Below are 17,680 nucleotides of genomic sequence, written 5' to 3'. Positions count from 1 at the left end.
GGGGCCGCGGTGCGTGATGCCGACGGTCAGAGGCGGTCGGTGACGAAGCGGGCCAGCGACCACGCCCCGATCAGCATCAGCGCCAGCGCCAGCGCCAGCGCCCAGGGCACCAGCAGTGAGCCATCGACGGGATCGGTACGGATCGACTCCAGGCGCACGTCGCCACGGCATACGGCGCACGGCCGCACAGCGCACCTGCTTTCCCCTGTGCTCCCCGGAGGACTGCGACGAACGCTCAGCCCTGGCGTGAGCGGGCCGCGGTGCGTCCGGACCTCGAGGAGCCGGGCGCGGGAGCGTAGCCGACGTCCGCGCCGTGGCGTAGCGTCCGGAACCCTCAGGCGGATGCGCATCCGGCGACGGGCTCCCGCCGTCGGCGCCCATCCCGATCACGGGGGGTCGTGTCGTGGGACGTGCACGTCGGAGCGCGCTGACGATCGGCAGCGTCCTCGCGCTGCTCACCTCCTCCGTCGCCGTGACCCTGGTGGCCGGTGCGGCCGACGACGACTGCCCGGACGTGGCGATCGTGGGTGCCCGGGGATCGACGGAGCCGATCACCACGGCCAACCGCGGGATGGGAACGAACGCCGACTACTTCGCCGACGGGCTCGAGCGCGAGCTCAGGGCCAGGCACGGCAGCGGGCTGGTGGTCGAGAACGTCGCGGTCACCCACTCCCCCACGTCGGTCACCGTCCTGACGCCGACGAGGGCCGAGCTGACCCAGCTGGCGGACCCGGCGCGGCGGCCGGCGGCGATGGAGCGCTACACGACCGAACGCCTGGGGGCCTACACGCGCAGCGTCGACCAGGGCGTCGGCTCCGCCGTCGACCAGATGGTCGCGCTGCACACCCGGTGCCCGGGCGCGGGCTTCGTCCTGGCCGGGTACTCGCAGGGCGCCATGGTGGTGCACCAGGCGCTGGCCCGGCTCGCGGACGACGGCCGGGCGGGGCTGCTGTCCCGCATCACCGCCAGCGTCCTCGTCGCCGACGGGGACCGGGTGGGCCAGACCGCCGCCACCCGCCGCGGCACCGCGCCCGCCACCGCGCAGGGGGTCCGCACGGCCCTGCAGCCGGGCGCACGGGACGTCGTGACGACGTCCCCGGTCTTCGACCTCTGCCTCGCCCGGGACGTCGCCTGCGACTTCGACGCGGCGCGCCTCCTGCACCAGGGCGTCTCCCCGTCCCTCGCGGCGCTCAAGCAGGCGTCGCAGATCCACACCGGGACCGGCTACCGCCCACTGATGCTGCAGGCGGCCAGGGAGATCGCCGCGTCGTTCACCCCGGCGCCGTCGCCCACCCCCACCACCTCCCCGGCGCCGAGCACGACGACCCCCGCGCCCACCTCCTCGGCCCCGACCACCACGACGCCGACCAGCACGACCGCACCTACGACCACCACGGCACCGACCACCACGACCGCACCCACCACCACGCCGCCTCCGTCGGGGGGCACGGAAGGGCTCGACGCCTTCCGCGCGGCCCGTGCCGACAGCGCCGCGGGGCGCGGCCCGCTCGACGTGGTCGTGGTCGGTGACTCGGTGACCGAGGGCCGGGACGTGGGCAAGGGCAACCGCTGGGTCGATCACCTGCTCGGGCTCCTGCGGGCCCGCCACCAGCCGCCCGGCGTCGCCGGCGGCGAGGGCTACGTCCCCGCCTACTACGCCGCCGCCGGCATGGTGGACCGGTTCACCTTCGGCGGCACGTCCACGCTGGGCTCCCAGTACGGCTTCGGCATGCGGGCGAACCACATGCCCTCCGGCGCGGGCAACTCGATGACCACCACCTTCACCGGCACCTCGTTCGAGCTGCACTACGCGAGCAGCCTGAACACCGGGACGATCACCGTCTCCGTCGACGGCGCGGCAGGCATCCCGGTCACGACCACCGGCGGTGGCTACACCCCGAGCGACGGCGGCAGCTGGACCTCGCCCCCGCTGCCCCCGGGCCCGCACACGGTCACCCTGACCAACACGAGCGGCCGCACCGTGCTGATCGAGGGCATCAGCGTGTACGACGGGGACGAGGCCGCCGGTGTCCGCGTGTGGGAGGCCGGCCACTCCGGCTGGCAGGCCGAGGACTACGCCAACCTGCCCACCGCGCCGCAGCACGGCCAGGCGGTCGCCGCGGCCACGCCGCACCTGGTCGTGGTGGCGCTCGGCTACAACGACGTCGTCGCCGGGTTCACCGCCGCCCAGTTCCGCGACTACCTCACCGCGACCATCGGGCACCTCCGCGGACCGGACGTCGGTCCCGACCCGTCGGTCCTGATCGTCGGGTACCCGCGGCGCACCGACGTCTCCGTCGCCGCCTGGGACGCCTACCTCCAGGCCATGGCGGACGTGGCGGCCGACCAGGGGTACGCGTTCGCCGACCTCTCCGCGCTGCCGGACTTCGGCATGTCGGGCGACGGCGTGCACCCGACCCCGACCGGGCACCGTCAGATCGCCGAGGCGCTCGACCGCTTCCTCGCCGCCGCCTGACCCAGCGCCGGCAGCAACGGCCGGCCGGGCTCAGGTCCGCATCGAACCGTCGCGGCCAGCACGAGCAGGTTGCTCTGCACCGTGAAGTAGCTGAAGAACCGGACGATCCGCTCGAGGACGCCCAGCGCGGGACCTGCGGGGTCGGCCACCTGCAGCACGAACTGGGTCGCGATCGACACCGCGACCACGACCGCGAGCGCGCCCCACCAGGTACGGGCCACGGCGCGGGAGGAGGTCGGCGTCGTCCCGGTCACGAGCGGATCATGCCAACCCCTCCCGGGCGCCGGCGGGCACCGCCCGGGTTGCCGCGTCACACCCGGCGGCGCACCGCCCGCTCCGCGGCCGCCCGGATGTGGCCGGCGTTGGCCGACAGCGCCCGGTCCAGCAGGCGGTCCACCGGGGGGAGCTCCCCCAACCGCGCCAGCCCCGACCAGCGAGGGACCGAGATCGTCCGCGCCCGGGGCGAGGTCAGGCACTCGGCCACCCGGTCGGCCACCCGCTCGGGGGCGATGCCACGGGACAGCCGCCCGCGCGCGTCGGCGTCCGACGCCGGGGCACGACCGTGGCCGCGTGCCAGCCACTCGGTCGACACGAAGAACGGGTTCACCGTGTGCACGCGGACGCCCCGGGCCGCGACCTCCCGCCGCAGCCCCGACGAGAAGCCCTGCACCCCGGCCTTCGTCGCCGAGTACACGGTCAGGGGAGGCACCTGCGACCAGGCGGCGACCGAGGAGACCGTCACGACGTCGGCCCGGCCCCGCTCGGCGGCCGACCGCAGGAGGTGGGGCAGCGCCAGCCGGGTCAGCTCGACGACCGCGACCAGGTTGGTGGCGACCACGCCGGCGACCACCTCCCCCGGCATGTCCTCCAGCAGGCCGGCCCAGCCGAGGCCCGCGTTGTGGACGACCGCGTCCAGCCGGCCGTGCTCGGCCAGCACCCGGTCGACCAGCTCGGCCCGGGCCGCCGCGTCGGCGACGTCGGCCTCCGTGGCGGTGACCCCGGGCAGCCCGATCACCGCCGCCCGCAGCCGCTCACCGTCCCGGGCGCAGGTCGCCACCCGCGCACCGTCCGCGGCCAGCCGGGCGACGGTGGCGCGACCGATGCCGGCGCTGCCGCCGGTGACGAGCACGACGCGCTCAGCCGAGGTGGTCATGCCCCCGTCCTACCCGCGGGGGACATCACATCCGCCGGCGCATCGAACCGACGTTCGTTGGGCATGCTCACGATCATGCGCCTGCCCGAGCCCCGGGGCCCCCTCAGCGACGCCCTCGCGCGCGACCTCGCCACCCGCGCCGACCTGTCGGCCGCGACGCGGGAGTGCGCCGAGCGCCTGGAGCTCCACCGCTCCGGGGCCCTCCTCGACGACGACCTGCAGCTCGCCCTCGCGATCTGCTACGAGCTCCACTACCGCGGGTTCGACGGGGTGTCGGAGGACTGGGAGTGGGACCCGGAGCTGCTCCGGCTGCGCGCCGGGCTGGAACGGCGACACCTCGCCGCGCTGCGCGGGCTGGTGGGCGAGGTCGCGGTCACCGGTGAGCCGATCGACCGGCAGCTGACCGCCCTGATCGCGGCGGACGACGGTCCGTCGCTGTCGGCCTACATGGCCAAGCGGGGCACGCTGGAGCAGTGGCGGGAGTACCTCGTCCTCCGGTCGGTCTACCACCTCAAGGAGGCCGACCCGCACACGTTCGCCATCCCCCGGCTGAGCGGGCGCACCAAGGCCGCCATGGTCGAGATCCAGGCCGACGAGTACGGCGGCGGCTCGGCGGAGCGGATGCACAGCGAGCTGTTCGCCGGGCTGATGCGCGACCTGGGGCTCGACGCCGGCTACGGGGCGCAGTGGGACGACGCGCCCGCCGTGGCGTTCGCCTCGGTCAACACCATGTCGCTGTTCGGGCTGCACCGCCGCTGGCGCGGAGCCGCCCTGGGGCACCTGGCGACCGTGGAGATGACCTCCTCCGAGCCCAGCCGGCGGTACTCGGCCGGGCTGCGCCGGCTGGGGTTCGACGAGCGGACCACCGTCTTCTACGACGAGCACGTGGAGGCCGACGCCGTGCACGAGCAGATCGCCTCCGTGGACATGTGCGGCTCACTGGTCGCCGCGGAACCGGAGCTGGCCCCCGACGTGCTGTTCGGGGCGGCCAGCTCGCTGGCCATGGACGGGCTGGCCGCCCACCACCTGCTGGGCGCGTGGGAGGCCGGCCAGTCGGGCCTGTTCCGGCGCCCGGCGCTGGCGGCCTGACCGTTCGACCGCCCTACCGCGGGGGGCCGGTCACCTCACCGACTCCCGCGGTGTCGGCCCGGCCCGGAGCGGTGGCGCGGTTCCGGGTGATCACCCAGCCGAACGCCGCGGCGACGGGGAACATCAGCACGCCGTAGACCGCGGCCGGCACGGCCAGCTCGACGCTGCCGAGCACGCTGACGGCCACCGCGATCGCCAGGGTGCTGTTGTGCACGCCGATCTCGAAGGAGCTGGCGATCGACTGCGCCCGGGCGATGCCGAACAGGCGCGGCACGGCGAACCCGATCGCGAGGCTGCAGAGGCAGAACAGCAGCGCCGGCAGCCCGACGTCGCGCAGGTAGCCCCCGATGTTCTCCCGCTCGGCCACCATGGTGCCGACGATGACCAGCGCGAGGACCACCGCCGACAGGGCGCGCACCGGCTTGTCCGAGCGGTCGGCGAAGGCGGGGGCCGACCGGCGCACGAGCATGCCGAGGGCCACGGGGACCAGCACGATCGCGAAGACCTGCAGCGTCTTGCCGAACTGCAGGCCCAGGCTGCCGCCGGCGGCCGGCTCGAAGAAGCCGATCGCCAGGTTGGTGACCACCGGCAGCGTGACGACGGCGATCACCGAGTTCAGCGCGGTGAGGCTGATGTTCAGTGCGACGTCGCCCCGGTAGAGGTGGCTGAACAGGTTCGCCGTGGTGCCCCCGGGCGAGGCCGCGAGCAGCAGCATGCCGACCGCCAGCAGCGGGGGGAGGTCGAAGAGGAGCACCAAGCCGAAACAGAGCACCGGCAGCGCCAGCAGCTGCAGGCCCAGGGCGATCACGACCGCCTTCGGCTGCCGGGCGATGCGGGTGAAGTCGCCGGGGGTGAGCGAGAGCCCGAGCCCGAACATGACGACGGCCAGCGCCAGGGGCAGCGCGACGGCGGTGAGCGCGGAATTCATGGGTCCTCCGTTCGGGCACCGGCCGGGGAGCCCGCCGGGCAGGACGTTGCGCGCATCCTGTGCGATGCGGGTCACATCGAGCAACCGGCCCCGCCGCAGGCCACCCCTCCGTGTCGCGGGCCCGGCCGTTCCGTTCCCGGCCCGTCTCGGGTACGGCTCAACAACCGTGGTTGCAGGCCGAAACCTCGTGCGCGATCAGACCGCTCCCCACCGGCGCGGCGCGGACCACGGGAGGGTGCCATGCGCAGGCGGGAGACGCGTCGGACGCCGGAGCAGGCGGAGCAACCGCGCGACGTCGAGGCCCTGGAGCGCGTCATCGCGTCGCTGGAGGGCGACGTGACCGGTGAGCTGGACGCCCACCGGCGGATCATGCGCGCGCTCGTGGAGGCGCTCGGGCTGAGCTACGGCGCCGCCTGGCTGCCCGACGGGCAGGGCAACTACGTCCTCCGGGTCACCGAGGGCACGGCCGCCGCGGCCATGGCCGCCGGATGGCCCACCGGCGAGGCGATGGTGGCGGGCGCGGGCTACGGCGGCGAGGCCCTGCGCCGGCGGACGCCGGTGCTCATGGATGCGGGCACTGCCACCGGCACCTGCCTGCGGTGGGCCACCGCCCACGCGGCCGGCGCACGTCAGGGCTGCTTCCTCCCCGTCGTCGAGGGCAACCGGGTGACCGCGGTCCTCGAGTACTACAGCGAGCGCGAGCTGCCGTTCTTCGGCGGGCGGGCCGAGAAGTGGCAGGCTCTGGGCCGGCTGATCGCCCACGCCCGGCGCAGCGCGCTGACCGCCGCCACGCTCCGCGAGACCCTGGACGACCGGGAGGCGGTGACCACCGTCGTCGCCCGGGTGGGCGAGGCACACGACGAGGCGACCGCCCTGCGGGTGGCGCTCGAGACGGTCCGGACCGCCTTCGGCTGGGCCTACGGCTCGTTCTGGGCGCTCGACGAGGAGCAACGCGTGCTGCGGTTCTCCGTCGAGTCCGGCTCGGCCGGGGACGAGTTCCGCCAGGTCACCCTGGCCGCCAGCTTCGCCGAGGGCGTCGGCCTGTCCGGGCGCGCCTGGCGCTCCCGTGACCTGGTCTTCGTCCCCGACCTCGCGGAGGTGACCGACTGCGTGCGCGCACCCGCCGCGCAGCGGGCCGGGGTGCGCTCCGGCGTCTGCTTCCCGATCCTCTGCGACGGGCGCGTCGTGGGCACGATGGACTTCTTCGTCACCGAGACCATCGACCTGTCCGAGTCACGCGCCGCGGCGCTGCGCAACGTGCAGCAGCTGGTCTCCCAGCGCCTGGACATCCTGCGCCGCGCGGAGGCCGACCGGGCCAACTCCCGGGAGCTGCTGGAGACGGTCTCCCGGCTCCGCGAGGCCGGCGACGACGCCGGGCGGGTGGCGGAGAGCGCGGTCGCCGAGGCCTCGTCGATGACCACGCAGGTGCAGGCGCTGGCCAGCGCGTCGGCCGCCGTCGGCGACGTCATCCGGATCATCTCGGCGATCGCCGACCAGACCAACCTGCTGGCCTCAACGCGACCATCGAGGCGGCCCGCGCCGGGGAGTCCGGCAAGGGGTTCGCCGTGGTGGCCAACGAGGTCAAGGAGCTCGCCCGGGAGACGGCTCAGGCGACCAGCCGGGTGTCCGAGCAGGTCGCCGGCATCCAGGCGGGCACGGAATCCGTGACCTCCGGCATCAGCGCGACGAGCGCCGTCATCGGGCAGCTCGACGCCGTCCAGGCCCGGATCGCGCAGATCCTGGAGGAGCAGGTCCGGATGGCCCGGGCGTTCGAGTCCGCGCGCTGAGCCGGGACGGGCGACGGGTCAGGTCTCCCGGCGCCCGTCCCGGAGGATCCGCGCGGCCGGTCGCGGCCTGCTCGGCCCGCTCGGCGCGGAGAAGCCGGAGCGCTTGTGGGACCCGTCGCAGAACGGCTTGATGCCGGACTTCCCGCAGCGGCAGAGCGCGATGGTGTCGCGTCCGGGATCGATCTCGGCGCCGTCCTGGTCCAGCAACCGGAAGTTGCCGCGCACGATCAGCGGCCCGTCGCGGTAGGGCGTGATCGTGGCGCCGTCGGCCGGTCCACCGCCGGGGTCCGTGCCGGCGATGTCCTCGGGGGGTTCGGGCTCGGCCGACGGTGACGACACGCCTCCAGCATGCCCTGCCGGCTCCCGGGTACACGGCGCCGGTCCAACGGATCAGGGCTCGGTGAGCTCCAACGTCTCGACCATGCGGTCCAGGACCCGGACGTTGCGCGCGTAGTCGAACTGCGGCAGGCCCACCGTGTTGACCACCAGGGTGCGCGGGCCGTCCTCCCCCTCGCCGAGGTCGACGACGTAGCTGGTGGTCCGCACCCCTTCGGGCCAGAGGCCCTCACCCGAGGAGACCCGCTCGACCCGCACGGCGGTCCGGCCGCCGACGGTGGTGTCGGTCCGGCTCAGCTCCTCCGCGCCCGCGGGGTTGGCGACCCGGTCGAACGGTGCCGGCTCGACCGAGGCGGTCACCGCGCCCACCCGGGCGTCGGTGCCGGGCGGCACGGTGAACGGGTCGGGCGCGAACCGCGTGCACGCGGGGACCGTGTCCCCCGGGTTCACCGCCCACGACTCCGGATACGACAGGGCGAACCCGGCGGGGCTCTCGCAGCGCTGCGACAGCGCGACCGGGGCGGCCGGCTCCTCCGCGAGGATGTCGACCACGATCCGCTGCGGCGAGTTCAGCAGTCCGACCGCGAACGGCCGTTCCCGGTCCACCCCGGCGAAGAAGGTGTAGTGGCCCTCGAAGAGGGTGTCCTCGACCAGGGTGTCCAGCACGGTCGCCCCGGCGATCGCCTGCTGGTCGGGCCCCTCCCAGGGCTGCACGCCCTCGGGGGCGTCGAACGGCAGCGCGATGTTGGTCAGCGTGATGCCGAGGACTGCGTCGCCGGGCACCTCGACCGGGGCTCCGGACCCCTGGGCACGCGGCTCGTCGGTGTAGCCGACCCGCCAGCCGGCCTCGCCCTCACCGGCCAGCTCGAACACGATCCGGTCGAACCCCTCGTGGGCGCCGAGCCGCACGTCGGTGAGTGCGACGAGCGGCGCGTCGCCGGCAGCGATGGACTCAACGGTGTCGCCGTCGCCGACCGGCTGCAGGGTGCCCGGTTCCTCGTCCGACGGGTGGCGGACGTCGACCACCAGGCGCGGCGGGTCCGCGAGGGTGGCCACGCCGAACGACACGCGCTCCTGCAGGCCGACCGTCCAGGCCATGTTCGCCTCGAAGTCCCCGGTCTGGACCACCTCCGTGACCACGGACCCGCCCGTCGGCTCGATGCGCTCGGGGCCCTCGTACACCTGCTCGGGGCGCTCGCCGGACAGGTCGACCGTGCTGGCCGGGCTGGTGCGCAGCTCCAGGAAGGCGATCCCCTCGATCTCCACCGGGCGCCCCGAGGCGTCCTGCGTCACCGGTGGCTCGACGTAGGACACCCGGTAGCTGGGCACCCGGTCGCCTTCGAACTCCAGGACCACCCGGTCGAAGCCGTCGTGCTCGGCGGCCCGGACATCGGCCAGGTGGGCGACCGGCCGGTCGGCATCGGGGAAACCACCACCCTGCACCGCGGCGGTACCCGGGTCGCCGACCGGTTCGACGGCCTGATCGTCGCTCAGCGCCGTCGTGGTCGGCGACGCCGTCGGCGAAGCGGTCGCGGCGGCGTCGCCGTCCGAGCTGCCGCCGTCCGAGCTGCCGCCGTCCGCGGTGCATGCCGTGAGGAGCAGAGCCGCGCAGACTCCGGCGGGGAGGAAGCGCATCGCAGATCCTGCCTTGATCTCGGCGTCAGGTCACCTCTGTCCCCTTGCCGCCGCGCCCGGCGGTGAACCTCCGCCGTCCCGATGCAACCTGATCGTCATGTACCGCCGGGGCTCCGGTCAGGGCACCGGACCGGACTGCGGCTGACCGTAGAAGACCTGCTCGACCACGGCCCGGGCGTGCCGGGTGGTGCGGCGGTAGTCGTCGAGGAACCGGCCCGGGTCGTCGTCCGCGCCGTACCCGCACGCCCGGGCGACGCCGCCCAGCTCCAGCCCCGGCCTCGGCAGCTGGTCGCTGGGCCGCCCGCGCACCAGGAAGATCGCGTTACGCGCCCGGGTGGCCAGCTCCCACGCCGCGGTGAGCGCCTCGGCCTGCTCCGCCGGCAGCAGCCCTTCCTCGGCGAGCGCGGTCAGCGCCCCCGGGGTGGAGGCCACCCGGAGCGCCGGCCTCGCGGCGGCGTGCTCCAGCTGGAGCAGCTGGACGGTCCACTCGACGTCGGCCAGCCCGCCGCGGCCGAGCTTGGTGTGGGTGGCGGGGTCGGCCCCCCGGGGCAGCCGCTCCCGCTCCACCCGCGCCTTGATGCGCCGGATCTCGGCGACCTGCTCGCCGGACAACCCGTCGGCGGGATACCGGACGGGGTCGACCAGCGCGACGAACTCCGCGCCCAGGGCTTCGTCGCCGGCCACCGGGACGGCGCGCAGCAGCGCCTGCACCTCCCACACCGACACCCAGCGCTGGTAGTACTCGCGGAAGGCGGGGAGGCTGCGCACCAGGGCGCCCTGCCGCCCCTCGGGCCGCAGGTCGGCGTCGACCTCGAACGCGGGGTCCGGTGCCGGCTCACCGAGCAGCCGCCGCAGGGTGTGGGCCACGGCGTTCGCCGCGGCCGAGGCCCTGGCCTCGTCCGCTCCCGGCCGGGGCCGGTGGACGAACAGCACGTCGGCGTCGGAGCCGTAGCCGAGCTCCCCACCGCCCAGGCGCCCCATGCCGATCACGGCGAGGTCCATCGGCAGGTCGGCGACGTCGACGCGCGACTCGAGGGCGTGCGTCCGCAGCGCGGCGTCGAGCCCGGCCTGCAGCGTGGCGGCGGCGACGTCGGTCAGCGCCTGCCCCACCCGGTGCACGTCGAGCCGGCCGAGCAGGTCCGCCGCCGCGATCCGCAGCAGCTCCTGCCGGCGCAGCCCGCGGATGACCCGAACGCCGGCCTGCGGGTCCGGCGCGCGGCCGGCCGCCTGCCGCCACGCCCGGGCCAGGGTCGCCGCCGAGCGCGGCTCGAGCTCGGCGTCGTCGGCGAGCAGCCGCAGCGCCTCCGGCGTCCGGGTGAGCAGCGAGGCGACGTACTGGCTGGAGCCCAGCAGCTGGGCCAGCCGCTCGGCGACCTGCCCCTCGTCGCGCAGCAGCCGCAGGTACCACTGGTTCCCGCCGAGGGCCTCGCTGACCTGCCGGTAGGCCAGCAGCCCGGCGTCGGGGTTGGGGCAGGAGGCGAACGTCTGCAGCAGCACCGGCAGCAGGTACTTCTGGATCGAGGCCGAGCGGGAGACCCCGCCGGTGAGGGCCGCCAGGTGCCGGAGCGCGCCGTCGGGGTCGGCGAAGCCGAGCGCCCGCAGCCAGTCACCGGCGGCCTTGCTGCCCAGCTGCGCGGCCTCCGACGGCACCTTGGCCACGGCCGACAGCAGCGGCCGGTAGAAGAGCTTCTCGTGCAGGCGCCGCACCTCGCGGGTGTGCAGCGCCAGCTCCGCCCGCAGCACGTCGACGGCGTCGCCGCGGTGGTCGGGCTTGTACCCCATCGAGCGGGCCAGCCAGCGCAGCTGCTGCTCGTCGGTGGGCAGCAGGTGGGTGCGCCGCAGCCGGAGCAGCTGCAGCCGGTGCTCGACGGTGCGCAGGAAGCGGTAGGAGGCGATGAGCGTCGCCGCGTCCTCCCGACCGACGTACCCACCGGCCGACAGCGCCAGGAGCGCCGGCAGGGTCCCGCCCACCCGGAGGTTCGGGTCCGAACGGCCGTGCACCAGCTGCAGCAGCTGGACGGCGAACTCGACGTCGCGCAGCCCGCCGCGGCCGAGCTTGAGCTCCCGCTCGGCCTGCGCCGGCGGGATGTTGGCCTCCACGCGGCGACGCATGGCCTGCACCTGGCCGACGAAGCCGGGCCGGTTGCCGGCCTTCCAGACCAGCGGCCACAGCTCCTCGACGTAGGCGCGGCCCAGGTGGGGGTCGCCGGCCACCGGCCGCATCTTCAGCAGCGCCTGGAACTCCCACGTGTCGGCCCACTGGCCGTAGTAGGCGGCGTGCCCGGCGACGGTGCGCACCAGCGCACCGGCCTTGCCCTCGGGACGCAGCGCGGCGTCGACCTCCCACGCGGCCTCGTGGCAGATGCGCATGAGCGACGCGGCCACCCGGGTGGCGGTGGCCAGCGCCGGGCTCTCCGGGTCGCTCGGGTCGGCGGGCTCGGCCACGAAGACGACGTCGACGTCGCTGACGTAGTTCAGCTCCCGCCCACCGGTCTTGCCCAGCGCGATGACGGCCAGCCGGCAGGCGGCGGCGTCCGCAGGCTGCTCGGCGACGGCGAGCGCCAGGCCGGCGGTGAGCACGGCGGCGGCGATGTCGGCGAGCTCGGCCGCGGCCTCCTCTGCCGGCACGCCGTCGCCGAGGTCCCGCCCGGCCAGGGAGAGGATCGCCCGGCGGTAGGCGTGCCGCAGGGCCGCGATGCGCGACGGGCCGGCGTCCGGGGCTCCCTTCCCCAGCCGCACGCCCCACGGGGGGTCGTCGGGGTCGGCGCCGACGGCGGCCAGCATCTGCTGCTCCAGTGCGTGCGGGGTGGGCCGGCTCGGCCCGTTCCCGTCGTCGAGCACCTCCCAGTCCAGCGGGTAGGCGGCCAGGTGGTCGGCCAGCCCGGCGCTCGCGCCCAGGACGGCCAGCAGACGGGCGCGGAGGGAACCCGACCCCCGCAGCCGCGCCAGCAGCGCGGCCGCTGCATCGCCCGTGTCGTCCTCGGCGTCCAGCGCCTCGATCAGCCGCTGCAGCGACCGCACGGCGAGGTCGGGGTCCCCTGCCCGGGCGAGTGCGGCCACGACCGGCCCGGCCTCCGGGTCGGCGGGCTCGTTGCGCTCGAGGTCCCACAGGCCCAGGGCGGGGTCCGACAGCAGCCGGGCGGCGCGCTCGCCGTCCTCGAAGCCGAACCGGACGAGGCGGACGATCGCGCGCCGCGGGATCTCCACCTGCGGCGCGCTCACGCGCGCACCTGTGCCCTCGCCCGGACCAGCTCGGCGAACCGCTCGGCGAACGGGCGCCACGCCTCGGCCACGTCGTCGTGGGCGGCGGCAGCCCGGGCGCACAGCGTCTCCCGGTCCAGCGGGGAGGCTGCGACGCCGACGGGGTCGCTGCCGGCCCAGGCCCGCACCATCTCCGGCGTCGTCTCGATGTGGAACTGCAGGCCGTAGACGGAGGTCCCCACCCGGTAGGCCTGGTGCGGGTAGTGCGGGTTGCCGGCCAGCAGGGTGGCGCCCCCCGGCAGTTCGGAGATCTCGTCGTGGTGCCACTGGATCACGTCCGGCGAGAGCGGCAGCGGCCCGAACACGGGGTCGGCGTCCGCGGCGTCCCGCTTGGCCACCAGCGTCGCACCGACCTCGGGCCCGTCCACCCCGACCCGGGTCCGGCCGCCGCCCACCTGGGCCAGCAGCTGGGCGCCCAGGCAGATCGCGAGGGTGGGCAGATCGTCCCGCAGCGCCTGCCCGAGCAGTCGTCGCACGCCGACGAGCTCGGGGCTGGTCTCCTCGTCGTCCATCGACGACTGGGGGCCGCCCAGCACGAGCAGCCCGTCGAAGCCCTCGAGGCCGTCCGGCAGCTGCGCGCCGAGGCCGAGCCGGCGCTCGTCGAGCTCCATGCCCGCGTCGCGCAGCCACTCCCCCAGCCGGGCCGGCGGATCGGTCTCGCTCGGGACGACGACGAGCAGGCGGCCGGTGGAGGTCACGCGACCGAGGTTAGTGGCCCGCGCCGTCGGGGCTGACCCGCGCTCTGCGGGTGCTGTCCGCGCCCTGGCAGTCCTGCAGGACCCGCACAGCACGAGCAGCACTCCCAGAGCGGGCGGGTCAGAGGCCGGGGAGGTACCGGCGCAGCTCGAAGGGCGTGACGTTCTGCCGGTAGGAGTTGAACTCCTCCCACTTGTTGCGCAGGAAGAACTGGAAGACGTGCTCGCCGAGCGTCTCGGCGACCAGCTCGCTGCCCTGCATCGCCGTCAGCGCCTCGCCGAGGCTGACCGGCAGGTCCTCGTAGCCGGCCGCGCGGCGCTCGGTGTCGGTGAGCGACCAGACGTCGTCCTCGGCCTCCGGCGGCAGCTCGTAGCCCTTCTCGATGCCGCGCAGGCCGGCGGCCAGCAGGACGGCGAAGGTGAGGTAGGGATTGCACGCGGAGTCCGGCGAGCGCACCTCGACCCGGGCCGACTGCGCCTTGCTGGGCTTGTAGCTCGGCAGCCGGACCAGCGCCGAGCGGTTCGCCCGACCCCAGGTCGCCGCGGTGGGCGCCTCGGTACCGGCCAGCAGCCGGCGGTAGGAGTTCACCGTCTGGTTGGTGATCGCGGTGACCTCGCGGGCATGGGTCAGCAGGCCGGCGATGAACTGCTTGCCGGTGGTCGACAGCCGCATCGGGTCGGCCGGGTCGTGGAAGGCGTTGCGGTCGCCCTCGAACAGCGACAGGTGGGTGTGCATCGCCGAGCCCGCCAGCTCGGTGAACGGCTTGGGCATGAACGTGGCGTGCACGCCCTGGGCCAGCGCGACCTCCCGGACGACGTGCCGCAGCGTCATGATGTTGTCCGCCATCGACAGCGCGTCGGCGTAGCGCAGGTCGATCTCCTGCTGGCCCGGGGCGACCTCGTGGTGGCTGAACTCCACGGAAATGCCCATCGCCTCCAGGGCGAAGACCGCCTCGCGGCGGAAGTCGTGCGCCACGTTGTGCGTGGAGAGGTCGAAGTAGCCGCCGGTGTCGGCGGGCTCCGGTGCGGTGCCGTCGGTGGGCAGGTCCTTGAGCAGGAAGAACTCGATCTCGGGGTGGGTGTAGAAGGTGAACCCCATGTCGGCCGCCTTGGCCAGGGTCCGGCGCAGCACGTGCCGGGGATCGGCCCACGAGGGCGAGCCGTCGGGCAGCGTGATGTCGCAGAACATCCGCGCGGTGTCGCTGGCCCGGCCCTCGCGGGCCGGCATCACCTGGAAGGTGCCGGGATCGGGCTTGGCGAGCATGTCGGACTCGTAGACGCGGGCGAAGCCCTCGATCGCCGAGCCGTCGAAGCCGATGCCCTCGGCGAAGGCGGCCTCGATCTCGGCCGGGGCCACCGCGACGGCCTTGAGGTAGCCGGAGACATCGGTGAACCACAGCCGCACGAAACGGATGTCGCGCTCTTCGAGGGTCCGCAGGACGAACTCCTGCTGTCGGTCCATACCGGCCATGATCCAGTCCGCTCGTTTCAGGTGTGTGACGTCGGCGCAAGCCTGCCCAATCCGGGCGATCCGCACACGGTTCCCGGCCGCGATGGTGCCCGTGTCGCGCCCCCACCTGGCCGTCGGCCCTGGTGGGCGACGAGACTGGCGGCGTGAGCGATCAGCAGCCGGTGCAGATGCGGGTCTCCCTCGCCCAGGTCGACACGCGGGTCGGTGACCTCGCGGGCAACAGCGACCTGGTCCTCCGGTGGGCGGCGGAGGCCGCGGCCGCCGGCGCGCACCTCGTCGTCTTCCCGGAGATGACGCTCACCGGGTACCCGCCGGAGGACCTGGTGCTGCGCGAGTCGTTCGCCCGCGCCAGCGAGCAGGCGCTGGTGGACCTCGCGGCCCGGCTGGCCGCCGACGGGCTGGGCGAGCTCGCCGTCGTCGTGGGGTACCTGGCGCACACCGAGGGCAGCGGACCGGCCCCGGTCGACGAGCCGCCCACCGACGACGACCGGCCCAGCGACGCCAACCCCCGCCGGGGTGCTCCCCGCAACGCGGCGGCCCTGCTGCACGGTGGCGACGTCGTCGTCCGCTACTACAAGCGGCACCTGCCCAACTACGGGGTCTTCGACGAGGCGCGCTACTTCGTGCCCGGCACCGAGCTGCCGGTGGTGCGGCTGCACGGCGTGGACGTCGCGCTCACCGTCTGCGAGGACCTCTGGGTCGAGGGCGGGCCGTGCGGGGTCGCCGGCCAGGCCGGGGTCGACCTCGTCGTCTCCCCCAACGCCTCCCCGTACGAGCGGGCGAAGGACGACCTCCGGCTCCCGCTGGTGCGTCGCCGGGCGGCCGAGGCGGGGGCGGCGATCCTGTACTGCAACCAGGTGGGCGGGCAGGACGAGCTGGTGTTCGACGGCGACTCGATGGCCGTCTCCCCCACCGGGGAACTGCTGGCCCGCGCCCCCCAGTTCGTCGAGCACCTGCTCACCGTCGACCTCGCGCTGGACCCGTCCGCGGTGCCCGAGCGCCGCTCGGGCCGGGTCGGGCCGATGACCGTCACCCGGCACGTGCTGAGCGAGGAGCCGGTGCCCGCCTTCGACCCGCGCCCCGCCACGGTCGCCGAACCGCTCAGCGACTGCGAGGAGGTGTGGCGGGCCCTGGTGCTGGGCCTGCGCGACTTCATCGACAAGAACGGCATGCCCTCGGTGGTGCTCGGTCTCTCCGGGGGCATCGACTCCGCCGTCTGCGCCGCCCTCGCCGTCGACGCGCTGGGTGCCGACCGGGTGCACGGGGTCGGGCTGCCGTCGAAGTGGTCCAGCGAGCACTCGCTCGCCGACGCCGAGGACCTCGCGCGCCGCACCGGCCTGCACTACTCCGTCGTGCCGATCGCGCCGATGGTCGACGCCTACGAGTCCTCGGTGGAGCTCTCCGGGGTCGCCGCCGAGAACCTGCAGGCCCGGGTCCGCGGCACGCTCCTGATGGGGCTGTCCAACCAGCACGGCCACCTCCTGCTGACGACGGGCAACAAGAGCGAGATCGCCGTCGGCTACTCCACCCTCTACGGCGACTCGGCCGGCGGCTTCGCCCCGATCAAGGACGTGCCCAAGACCCTGGTCTGGGAGCTGGCCCGCTGGCGCAACGCCGAGGCCCGCCGCCGTGGCGAGACCGAGCCGATCCCGCAGAACTCGATCGACAAGCCGCCGTCGGCCGAGCTGGCGCCGGGTCAGGTGGACAGCGACTCGCTGCCCTCCTACGACGAGCTCGACGCGGTGATCGCCGACTACGTCGACCGCGACCTCGGCATGGCCCAGCTGCTCGAGCGGGGGCACGACCCAGAAGTGGTGGCGCGCGTCCTCCGGTTGGTGGACGCCGCGGAGTTCAAGCGCCGCCAGTCGGCGCCGGGCACCAAGATCAGCCTCAAGGCGTTCGGGCGCGACCGGCGCCTGCCCATCACCAGCCGCTGGCGGGAGACCCTCCCCACCGTGCGGGAAGGAGCACAGGCGTGAACGAGTCGGTCCTCTACGGCGGCCAGTCGACGGCGCGGGTGCGCATCCACCACCTGCAGCAGGCCAAGGCGCGCGGCGAGAAGTGGGCGATGCTCACCGCCTACGACACCTACAGCGCGGCCATCTTCGAGGAGGCCGGCATCCCGGTCATGCTCGTCGGCGACTCCTCGGGCAACGTCGTGCTCGGGCACACCAGCACCGTGCCGGTGACCGTCGAGGACATCCTGCTGATGACCAAGGCGGTCACCCGCTCCACCAAGCGGGCGCTGATCGTCGCCGACCTGCCGTTCGGGTCCTACGAGTCGGGCCCGCAGCAGGCGTTCGACACCGCCGTCCGCATGATGAAGGAGGGCGGCGCCCAGGCGGTGAAGCTGGAGGGCGGGGTGCGGGTGGCGCCGCAGATCCGGCTGCTGACCGAGGCCGGGATCCCGGTCATGGCGCACGTCGGCTTCACGCCGCAGAGCGAGCACGCCCTCGGCGGCTACCGGGTGCAGGGCCGGGGGGCCGGGGCCGAGCAGCTGCTGGCCGATGCGCACGCGGTGCAGGAGGCCGGTGCGTTCGCCGTCGTCCTGGAGATGGTGCCGGCGGCCGTCGCCGCCCAGGTGACCAAGGAGCTCGCCATCCCCACGATCGGCATCGGCGCCGGCGTCGAGTGCGACGCGCAGGTGCTGGTGTGGCCGGACATGGCCGGGCTCAACGGCGGCCGGGTGCCGAAGTTCGTGAAGAAGTACGCCGACCTGCGGGGCGAGCTGCTGCGGGCCGCGCAGGAGTTCGCCGACGACGTCCGCGGCGGGGCGTTCCCCGGCCCCGAGCACTCCTTCGAGTAGCCACTCAGCTCGCTCTGGGGGTCGAGCTCCCGCTGTCGGCGCC

15 protein-coding genes are annotated in these 17,680 nt (G+C 74.6%); 6 read left to right on the top strand and 9 right to left on the bottom strand.

What is annotated here, in order from left to right; genetic code table 11:
• Nucleotides 1-26 precede the first annotated feature (26 nt).
• On the bottom strand, nucleotides 27-158 hold the full coding sequence (locus ACI79K_RS05910) for a hypothetical protein (RefSeq protein ID WP_456599206.1): 132 nt from the start codon (nucleotides 156-158) through the stop codon (nucleotides 27-29).
• 245 nt (nucleotides 159-403) lie between these two features.
• Here ACI79K_RS05910 and ACI79K_RS05905 point away from each other — a divergent pair, with 245 nt between their 5' ends.
• Nucleotides 404-2,476 (top strand): cutinase family protein, encoded by a 2,073-nt coding sequence (locus tag ACI79K_RS05905; protein WP_456599205.1) that lies wholly within the window; start codon nucleotides 404-406, stop codon nucleotides 2,474-2,476.
• Here ACI79K_RS05905 and ACI79K_RS05900 read toward each other — a convergent pair.
• A complete protein-coding gene (locus ACI79K_RS05900) occupies nucleotides 2,434-2,730 on the bottom strand; it encodes a hypothetical protein (RefSeq protein ID WP_456599204.1) in 297 nt (98 codons plus the stop codon). The genes ACI79K_RS05905 and ACI79K_RS05900 overlap by 43 nt on opposite strands.
• 56 nt (nucleotides 2,731-2,786) lie before the next feature.
• Nucleotides 2,787-3,629 (bottom strand): SDR family NAD(P)-dependent oxidoreductase, encoded by an 843-nt coding sequence (locus ACI79K_RS05895; protein WP_456599203.1) that lies wholly within the window; start codon nucleotides 3,627-3,629, stop codon nucleotides 2,787-2,789.
• Between the two features lie 75 nt (nucleotides 3,630-3,704).
• On the opposite strand from ACI79K_RS05895, the gene ACI79K_RS05890 reads away from it, so the two are divergent.
• Nucleotides 3,705-4,718, top strand: coding sequence for an iron-containing redox enzyme family protein (locus tag ACI79K_RS05890; protein ID WP_456599202.1), 1,014 nt, complete (start codon nucleotides 3,705-3,707; stop codon nucleotides 4,716-4,718).
• 13 nt (nucleotides 4,719-4,731) lie between these two features.
• Here ACI79K_RS05890 and ACI79K_RS05885 read toward each other — a convergent pair whose 3' ends face one another.
• Complete coding sequence (locus tag ACI79K_RS05885; protein WP_456599201.1) at nucleotides 4,732-5,646, bottom strand: bile acid:sodium symporter family protein; 915 nt, start codon at nucleotides 5,644-5,646, stop codon at nucleotides 4,732-4,734.
• Nucleotides 5,647-5,886: 240 nt separating this feature from the next.
• On the opposite strand from ACI79K_RS05885, the gene ACI79K_RS05880 reads away from it, so the two are divergent.
• Together ACI79K_RS05880 and ACI79K_RS05875 are read left to right on the top strand one after the other, a co-directional pair.
• Nucleotides 5,887-7,314: a GAF domain-containing protein gene (locus ACI79K_RS05880; protein ID WP_456599200.1), complete on the top strand. Its 1,428-nt coding sequence runs from the start codon at nucleotides 5,887-5,889 to the stop codon at nucleotides 7,312-7,314.
• Nucleotides 7,212-7,433 carry a hypothetical protein gene (locus ACI79K_RS05875; RefSeq protein ID WP_456599199.1) on the top strand — a complete coding sequence of 74 codons (222 nt, stop codon included), beginning with the start codon at nucleotides 7,212-7,214 and terminating at the stop codon, nucleotides 7,431-7,433. The genes ACI79K_RS05880 and ACI79K_RS05875 overlap by 103 nt, the downstream gene beginning before the upstream one ends.
• Nucleotides 7,434-7,451: 18 nt before the next feature.
• On the opposite strand, the gene ACI79K_RS05870 is transcribed toward ACI79K_RS05875, so the two are convergent.
• The 5 genes from ACI79K_RS05870 to ACI79K_RS05850 all read right to left on the bottom strand — a co-directional run bounded on the left by ACI79K_RS05870 (nucleotide 7,452) and on the right by ACI79K_RS05850 (nucleotide 14,822).
• Nucleotides 7,452-7,772: a CDGSH iron-sulfur domain-containing protein gene (locus ACI79K_RS05870; protein ID WP_456589041.1), complete on the bottom strand. Its 321-nt coding sequence runs from the start codon at nucleotides 7,770-7,772 to the stop codon at nucleotides 7,452-7,454.
• A 51-nt stretch (nucleotides 7,773-7,823) separates the two neighbouring features.
• Complete coding sequence (locus ACI79K_RS05865; protein ID WP_456599198.1) at nucleotides 7,824-9,404, bottom strand: AMIN-like domain-containing (lipo)protein; 1,581 nt, start codon at nucleotides 9,402-9,404, stop codon at nucleotides 7,824-7,826.
• Nucleotides 9,405-9,521: 117 nt separating this feature from the next.
• Nucleotides 9,522-12,626, bottom strand: a complete 3,105-nt coding sequence (locus tag ACI79K_RS05860; RefSeq protein WP_456599197.1) for a bifunctional [glutamine synthetase] adenylyltransferase/[glutamine synthetase]-adenylyl-L-tyrosine phosphorylase — start codon at nucleotides 12,624-12,626, stop codon at nucleotides 9,522-9,524.
• Nucleotides 12,623-13,363, bottom strand: coding sequence for a type 1 glutamine amidotransferase (locus ACI79K_RS05855; protein ID WP_456589038.1), 741 nt, complete (start codon nucleotides 13,361-13,363; stop codon nucleotides 12,623-12,625). Before ACI79K_RS05855 ends, ACI79K_RS05860 begins: the two co-directional genes overlap by 4 nt.
• 118 nt (nucleotides 13,364-13,481) lie before the next feature.
• On the bottom strand, nucleotides 13,482-14,822 hold the full coding sequence (locus ACI79K_RS05850) for a glutamine synthetase family protein (RefSeq protein ID WP_456589037.1): 1,341 nt from the start codon (nucleotides 14,820-14,822) through the stop codon (nucleotides 13,482-13,484).
• 152 nt (nucleotides 14,823-14,974) lie between these two features.
• Here ACI79K_RS05850 and ACI79K_RS05845 point away from each other — a divergent pair, with 152 nt between their 5' ends.
• Together ACI79K_RS05845 and panB are read left to right on the top strand one after the other, a co-directional pair.
• Nucleotides 14,975-16,810, top strand: coding sequence for an NAD+ synthase (locus tag ACI79K_RS05845; RefSeq protein ID WP_456589036.1), 1,836 nt, complete (start codon nucleotides 14,975-14,977; stop codon nucleotides 16,808-16,810).
• Nucleotides 16,807-17,637, top strand: a complete 831-nt coding sequence (gene panB / locus ACI79K_RS05840) for a 3-methyl-2-oxobutanoate hydroxymethyltransferase (protein WP_456599196.1) — start codon at nucleotides 16,807-16,809, stop codon at nucleotides 17,635-17,637. Before ACI79K_RS05845 ends, panB begins: the two co-directional genes overlap by 4 nt.
• Nucleotides 17,638-17,680 lie beyond the last annotated feature (43 nt).

It is taken from the genome of Blastococcus sp. SYSU DS0616 (assembly GCF_054051015.1).
The sequence above is the reverse complement of the archived record's forward strand: the minus strand, read 5'-3'. Positions and strand labels throughout refer to the sequence as shown.

Excerpts from the sequence above, each read along its gene's own strand:
- ACI79K_RS05895 (WP_456599203.1), bottom strand. The coding sequence starts at position 3,629 with ATGACCACCTCGGCTGAGCGCGTCGTGCTCGTCACCGGCGGCAGCGCC.
- ACI79K_RS05890 (WP_456599202.1), top strand. The coding sequence starts at position 3,705 with ATGCGCCTGCCCGAGCCCCGGGGCCCCCTCAGCGACGCCCTCGCGCGC.
- ACI79K_RS05885 (WP_456599201.1), bottom strand. The coding sequence starts at position 5,646 with ATGAATTCCGCGCTCACCGCCGTCGCGCTGCCCCTGGCGCTGGCCGTC.
- ACI79K_RS05880 (WP_456599200.1), top strand. The coding sequence starts at position 5,887 with ATGCGCAGGCGGGAGACGCGTCGGACGCCGGAGCAGGCGGAGCAACCG.
- ACI79K_RS05865 (WP_456599198.1), bottom strand. The coding sequence starts at position 9,404 with ATGCGCTTCCTCCCCGCCGGAGTCTGCGCGGCTCTGCTCCTCACGGCA.
- ACI79K_RS05850 (WP_456589037.1), bottom strand. The coding sequence starts at position 14,822 with ATGGACCGACAGCAGGAGTTCGTCCTGCGGACCCTCGAAGAGCGCGAC.